This is a genomic window from Paraburkholderia sp. BGA-UO-ETr-F12, assembly GCF_059567945.1.
Map to the genome: position 1 here is coordinate 25716 of NZ_JCAQOZ010000053.1, position 6276 is coordinate 31991.

The 6276-nt window shown below is 59.9% G+C and carries 8 protein-coding genes; 6 read left to right on the forward strand and 2 right to left on the reverse strand.

Annotation, left to right across the window (positions count from 1 at the left end; all coding sequences use genetic code 11):
- The first annotated feature begins 112 nt into the window (after nucleotides 1–112).
- Nucleotides 113–910, forward strand: coding sequence for a DUF4397 domain-containing protein (locus AC57B6_RS23970; protein WP_028200363.1), 798 nt, complete (start codon nucleotides 113–115; stop codon nucleotides 908–910).
- A 255-nt stretch (nucleotides 911–1165) separates the two neighbouring features.
- Here AC57B6_RS23970 and AC57B6_RS23975 read toward each other — a convergent pair whose 3' ends face one another.
- The gene (locus AC57B6_RS23975; RefSeq protein WP_012433647.1) at nucleotides 1166–1300 is read right to left on the reverse strand and encodes an entericidin A/B family lipoprotein; all 135 of its coding nucleotides are present in this window, start codon (nucleotides 1298–1300) and stop codon (nucleotides 1166–1168) included.
- A 231-nt stretch (nucleotides 1301–1531) separates the two neighbouring features.
- Nucleotides 1532–2977, reverse strand: a complete 1446-nt coding sequence (locus tag AC57B6_RS23980) for a sensor histidine kinase (protein ID WP_051743461.1) — start codon at nucleotides 2975–2977, stop codon at nucleotides 1532–1534.
- Nucleotides 2978–3245: 268 nt separating this feature from the next.
- Here AC57B6_RS23980 and AC57B6_RS23985 point away from each other — a divergent pair, with 268 nt between their 5' ends.
- From AC57B6_RS23985 to AC57B6_RS24005, 5 genes are all read left to right on the forward strand, one after another.
- On the forward strand, nucleotides 3246–3422 hold the full coding sequence (locus AC57B6_RS23985; RefSeq protein ID WP_028200362.1) for a DUF1328 domain-containing protein: 177 nt from the start codon (nucleotides 3246–3248) through the stop codon (nucleotides 3420–3422).
- Between the two features lie 117 nt (nucleotides 3423–3539).
- The gene (locus AC57B6_RS23990) at nucleotides 3540–3701 is read left to right on the forward strand and encodes a DUF1328 domain-containing protein (RefSeq protein WP_006052455.1); all 162 of its coding nucleotides are present in this window, start codon (nucleotides 3540–3542) and stop codon (nucleotides 3699–3701) included.
- 85 nt (nucleotides 3702–3786) lie between these two features.
- The gene (locus AC57B6_RS23995) at nucleotides 3787–4359 is read left to right on the forward strand and encodes a ferritin-like domain-containing protein (RefSeq protein WP_028200361.1); all 573 of its coding nucleotides are present in this window, start codon (nucleotides 3787–3789) and stop codon (nucleotides 4357–4359) included.
- Between the two features lie 183 nt (nucleotides 4360–4542).
- Nucleotides 4543–5175, forward strand: a complete 633-nt coding sequence (locus AC57B6_RS24000; RefSeq protein ID WP_028200360.1) for a response regulator — start codon at nucleotides 4543–4545, stop codon at nucleotides 5173–5175.
- A 20-nt stretch (nucleotides 5176–5195) separates the two neighbouring features.
- Nucleotides 5196–5624, forward strand: a complete 429-nt coding sequence (locus AC57B6_RS24005; RefSeq protein WP_028200359.1) for a response regulator — start codon at nucleotides 5196–5198, stop codon at nucleotides 5622–5624.
- The last annotated feature ends 652 nt before the right edge of the window (nucleotides 5625–6276 follow it).

Below are 6276 nucleotides of genomic sequence, written 5' to 3' on the forward strand. Positions count from 1 at the left end.
CGTTGCTCCGTAAAGGATTATTCGGCCATCGGCCTCCTGTCCGGCCCTGCGGCACGTGCTTTGCTCTAGCCGGATGCACGGGCCGCGGGCTCGACACAGAGAGGTGAACACAATGAAAATGATCCGAACCATGGCGGCTGTAGTCGCTGTTACATCCATTTTGAGCGCATGCGGCGGTGGCGGCACCAGCGACGTAGGCAAGGAACTCGGGCTGACAAATCCCGAGATCCATTTCATCCATGCCATTCCCAGTGGCCCGTCGGTCGACTTTCTCGTGAACGGCTCCGCGCCGTCGGGACAGACGAACATCGGCTATAAGGGTGTCACGAACCTGACCAACATCAACACCGGTTCGACCACGGTCGCGTATGCGCCCACCGGCACGACGACCGCGTTGGCGAGCGGTAACTTCCCCGATGTGGCCAAGGGTCACGAGTACACGGTGCTGGCGTTGCCGGGCCTCGCCGCGCCGGATATCGGCCTGATCGACGATCCGTTCGACAAGGGCCTGCTGTCCAATAGCGCGCGTCTGCGTGGCTTCAATGCGTCGGCCAACGCGACCAATCTCGATCTGTATCTGGTTCAATCGACCAACACCGACATCACCAGCGTCAGCCCGACTATGGCGGGCGTGTCGTTCAAGAATGCGGTGCCGGCGAGCGGCCAGGATTCGATCTACGTGTCCGGCGGCGAGTATGTGCTGATCGCGACGGTGGCGGGCAGCAAGACGCCGATCTTCCAGTCGCCGGCCTTCTCGCTGTCGAACAACGCCGACTGGCTGGTGACGTCGGTGCCGATCGGCGGCACGTTGAGCCAACTCGTACCGGGGCAGATCCATCTGCTGGTCGCGCAAAACGGCAATACCGGCACGCCGAGCGTCGAATTGACGAACACGCTTACGGGCCAGTAAGAGGCTAATAAAAGGCCTATAAAAAGGCCTATAAAGCCCGGCAGGCTCCCGAAGCGGCTTGCTGCATGGCATACACGGCACATGCAGCGAGCAGCAGTCCATGGGAGGTATAGCGGCGATCCACGCGAGTGGATCGCTGTTCCTGTTTACGCATCCGGCGACAAAAAAAGCCCGTCGCGGTTTCCCGCGACGGGCTATGGAGATTCGGCATCCCAGGCGCCGCGAGGCGCCGGTCATCCTTGAGTCGTCGTTAGCTTACTTCGCCTGCTCGGCTGAATTCGTGATGGCGTTGCCGCCCTTCGAAATATCCTGCCCGGCTCCCGCCATCGTGTTGCAACCCGCAAGAGCGGCCGTTCCCGCAATGAGAAGCAAAGCGATCAGTCGGTTCATGAGAGTTCTCCTTGTCGAGAATGCATCGGTTGACGTGCCCGTTCTGGAGGGCGCGCGCTAGCCCGGCTAGCTATCGTCCGACCGTGGCTCGCGCCAGTCGATCCGGTCTGATTGCATGTTAAAAAAAGGGCGTGGGCAGCGCTGTCAGTTGAGCTGCGATTTTGTTGTAGGCGCGATCCTGTGTTTGCGTCGGAGCACTCCTACAGGCCCACTTCGATGCCACTAGAAGCCTTACTGGACAGGTGTTTCCGATGGCGGCGATGCAGGCGAATCCATCGACGGCGTAGCCGTGCTGACACTGGGCATCACCACATGGATGTCGGTGCCGCTCGGCACACCGCGTTGAATATCGAAGCGTCCGCCGTGCGCGGCGACCCGCTGGCGCATGCCGAGCAGTCCGTGGGTGTGGGTGCGCTTCAGATCGGCGGCCGTGACGCCGACGCCGTTGTCGGCGATATGCAGCGCCACCTGGCCGTCGCCGACCTGTAGCGCGATCGACACCTTCGACGCTCGCGCGTATTTGGCGGCGTTCGTGAGCGACTCCTGCGCGACGCGAAAGAGGGCGATTTCGGTTTGCTCGTCGAGCTGGATGTCGTCGGCCGGCAAATGCGATTCGAGCGCCCAGTTGTTGCGCTGCGCGGCTTCGTCGGCGAGCGTGCGCAGCGCGGTGACGAGGCCGAAGTTCGTCAGCACGGTGGGCCGCATGTCTTCGATGATGCGCCGTTTCAGCGCAATACCCTGATCGAGATTGGCGAGCGCGCGCTTCAGTTTCTCCGCGATGTCCGGCTGGTTGTCTTTCAGTTTGCGATGGGCCCAGGCTACATCCATCTTGCTGGCGGTCAGTATCGCGCCGAGTTCGTCATGCAGTTCGCGCGCTAGCTGCGTTTTCTCGTTTTCGCTGACGGCCTGCAAGTGCCAGCCTAGCGCTTCGAGCTGACGCGTGCGTTCGTTGACGAGCTGGTCGAGTTCCTCCTGTTGCGTGATCAGTTGACGCTGCACGCGCACCTGCCTGTCCATCTGGATGCCGAGATTGCGAAACAGCAGAATGAACAGCACGATGTTCAGCGCGGACAAGCCGGCCGCGCATAGCGTGGAGATGCGCTGGTCGGCGCGGCTTGCATCGAGCGCGTGCTGTGCCCGGCGTTCCTCGTTGTCGCGCAGCAGTGTGAGCGTGCTGTCGACCAACGCGGCGTCGGCGGGATTGGCCGTGCTCGCGCTGCCGCAGGCAGACAGATCCAGCGGATGCGGTGCCGCGCGTTGCAACGCAGCGGCGCCGGCGCCGATGCGCGCGTCGATCAACGCGGCAATCTGCGTGAAGCTCGCGAGTTCGGCGCTATCCGCCTTGCCGCTGCGATAGAACTTGCCCAGTTGTTGTTCGTTCTGGCGGATCTGCCCGGCGGTCGCGCAAAAACCCTGAGCGGCCACCTCCTGCTTCGTCAGAAGAAAATCGCTTTGATGCGCGCTCAGGCGGGACAGCTGGCTCGCAAGCGTACTGAGTTGCACGGTGACGTCGCGTGCTTCGAGCGCCGTTTCGTACTCCGCGGCAATGCGCTCGCGGGCGGTTTCGAGAATCACGAGTCCCCCCACCGTGATGACAATGGCCACGGTCATCGCGATTGCCCAACTGCGGTTGCGCATCCAGCCGCTCAATCGCGCTGCGGCCGGGAGTTTCTGCATTTTCGACGCGTACGGCACCTTCGACTCCTTGGAGGGGGCATCGGTCTAACGGCCATGGGGCCAGGCAAAAGAGCGCAGGCATCGCGCCGGCATCGCTTGCCGAGCCGCAATTTCCGTGCGCCTCGTCCGATGCAATCAGCGTAACGCTGCCGTAATTCCATGTAAGCGGATTCTCACACGAAAAACGGAGCATGTCGGAATGCGCCGACTGTCGACGACCGATAGGATGGACCTGATCGTTCATTGACTGATTCTGGAGGAGGCCATCATGTTGAAATGGGCATTGTTCTTCGCCGTCGTGGCGATAATCGCCGGGCTGCTCGGTTTTACCGGCGTAGCGGCGGGCGCAGCGGCGATTGCGAAATTCCTGTTTGTCGTGTTCGTGATTCTGTGCGTGGTGTTCCTCGTTCTCGGTTTCGTGGTGACGAAGAAAATTGTCGATTAGCGCCGCTCGACGAGGCGGCCGCGCGCCGCTCCCGAGCGGGCCGGAGAGCGGTTCGCTTCGGGTTCGTTCCAGTTCGCCTCAGAGTCTCTTTCGCAGGCATCTACAAGGAGAATCGCCATGCTTCACTATGCCATTGTTTTTTTCGTGATTGCGATCATTGCCGCTGTGTTCGGTTTTACCGGTATCGCAGCGGGTGCGGCGGAAATTGCGAAGATCCTGTTTTACATCTTCCTTGTCGTGTTCGTGGTCACGCTGCTGCTCGGCGTATTTCGAACGTAGACGAATAGCCTTTCCTTAAACGGGCGTATCAGGCGCGATTCGTGCGGGATACGCAGTTCCCCATACCGGATAAAGGAGAACCTCAATGACGAAATCTTCTGGCGCTCAAGGCGCAGCCTCTCAATCCAGCGATCCGTTCGTGATGGACCTGAAAAAGATCCGCGAGGACGCGCGCAAGCATATGTCGGATGGCCCGGTTACGCAAAGCTACGGTGCTGACCGTGACACGGTGCTGAAACTGCTCAATGATTCGCTGGCCACTGAAATCGTCTGCGTGCTGCGTTATAAACGGCACCATTTCATGGCCAAGGGCATCAACTCCGAGGCCGTGGCGGCGGAATTCGCGGAGCATGCGGCAGAAGAGCAGGAGCACGCCGACCGCATCGCCGAGCGTATCGTGCAGTTGGGCGGCGAGCCGGATTTTGCCCCGGACGGTCTGAAGACGCGTTCGCATTCGGAGTACAAGGAAGGCGGCGATCTCACGGACATGATCCGCGAGAACCTGGTTGCCGAGCGCATCGCGATCGATACGTATCGCGAGATCGTGCGCTATCTCGGCGATAAGGACGTGACGACACGCCGTCTGTTCGAGGAAATCCTCGCGGTTGAAGAAGAGCATGCCGACGATATGGCCGACCTGCTCGAGGGCCGCGAGTAAAACGTGGTTAAGAAGCGGGCGGCGATGGTTGGTGTTGGTCGGCGCCGGAAGGTCTGAAGGTTTTCCGGCGCGGGCGCCGCCCGCGGTATTTACCGCTGCGGCTTTGCCTGTTCGGTGGAGGCATTGCCGGAGATCATTACAATGTCTGCATTGGAGCAATCCTTTAGCAGGGACACGAGGCCGATGATTCGAGTTTTGATAGCTGACGACCATGCGATCGTCCGAGGCGGTTTCAGGCAGTTCGTCGCTGACGAGCCGGATATGTGCGTTGCGGCCGAGGCCGCTACCGGCGACGAAACCATCAGCCTCGTACGGCAGCAGGCGTTCGACGTAGTGTTGCTCGACATCGCGATGCCGGACAAGAACGGCATCGACACATTGCGTGTGATCAGGCAGGTGAGGCCGGAGCAGGGCGTGCTGATTCTGTCGGGCTATCCGGAGAGTCAGTATGCGATCAACCTGCTGCGCGCGGGTGCGAACGGCTACCTGAACAAGGACTGCGAGCCTGAGGAGATCGTGCGGGCGATCCGTGCGGTAGCGCGCGGGCATCGTTATCTGTCGGAGGCGGTGGCCGACACGTTGGCTGACAACCTCGACAAGCCTGCGGCGGGGCGGCCGCACGAAGCGTTATCCGAGCGCGAGTTCCAGATATTCTGCAAGCTCGCGGCGGGGCAGATTCCGACCGACATTGCCGAGGAATTGCATTTGTCCGTGAAGACCGTGAGTACTTATCGGGCTCGCGTGCTGGAGAAGATGCGGTTGGCTAACAATGCCGATCTGACTTATTACGCGATCAAGAATGGTTTGATCGAATAGTGGACGATCGAGATACGCCGATGAACAGCGAATCGAACCGTGATGTTGATCCAGCTGGTCGCGCGCCGTTGCGCGTGCTGCTGATTGAGGATTCGCCGCTGATCCGCAGGAGCCTTGTGGAGGCTATCGATGCGTCGGGTTTGTTGCAGGTGGCCGCGTATGCGGATTCTGCCGATCAGGCGATTGCGTTGTTGATCGACGAAGCTTTTGATGCGGTGATTGTGGATTTGCAATTGAAGCGAGGGTCAGGGGTGCCGGTGCTTGCTTACTTGCAGCGCGAGGGGATGATCGATTCGATTTTTGCTGCCGTGTTGACGAATCATGCGTTGCCGGCTTATCGGGAGCGTTGTGAGCAGTATGGTGTTCGGCACTTTTATGACAAGTCGTTTGAGTTTGATCGGGTTGTTGATGCTTTGCATGAGTATGCGTTTGCGCGGGGCGCTGGATGAAGGAAGGGTTTTTTGCCTGCCCGGCAGGGGGTGCCTTCGCGGCGCTTTTTTTTTGTTGGTCTGGCTCTTTGGGCTTTTCTTGATTTGTTAGTGGTCTGGTCTGGTGTTGGTCTTTTGGCCTTTCCTTGAATTGTTAGTGGTCTATTAGTGTTGCCCCTGTGCGGGGCGGCACCTACTTTTCTTTGCCTGCCGCAAAGAAAAGTAGGCAAAAGAAAGCGGCTCACACCGCTAGCTCATAAGCGGGCCCCCCGCGCAGCCACGGTAGTGGTGCATCTGGAATCTGTCGCCTCGCACATTCAGTCTCAGTGACAAGGCAGTCATACCTCCGGCGGCGCTGCGCGCGCCGATACCCAGTTCAAAACAATCAGCTATGCAAAGCATCAGCGGGGTTTCCCTGGCAGACCCGTCCGCGACGCACGCAGTGCGGAGTGGGAGCTGATGAGTCCTTTGTCAACGGCGCGGAGTGTGCGAGGGCACGGATTCCAGATGCACCACTACCGCTGCTGTGCGGGGGACCCGCTTAAAAATTAACTGTATTAGCCTGGACTCGATCTGACAGGTAGTCGGGAAACGAAGTAACGAAGCCGATCAGTGAGGGATCAGTTTCTCCCTGGCAAGATCAAGGGAGTCGAGAAACGTACGCATGGGCGTC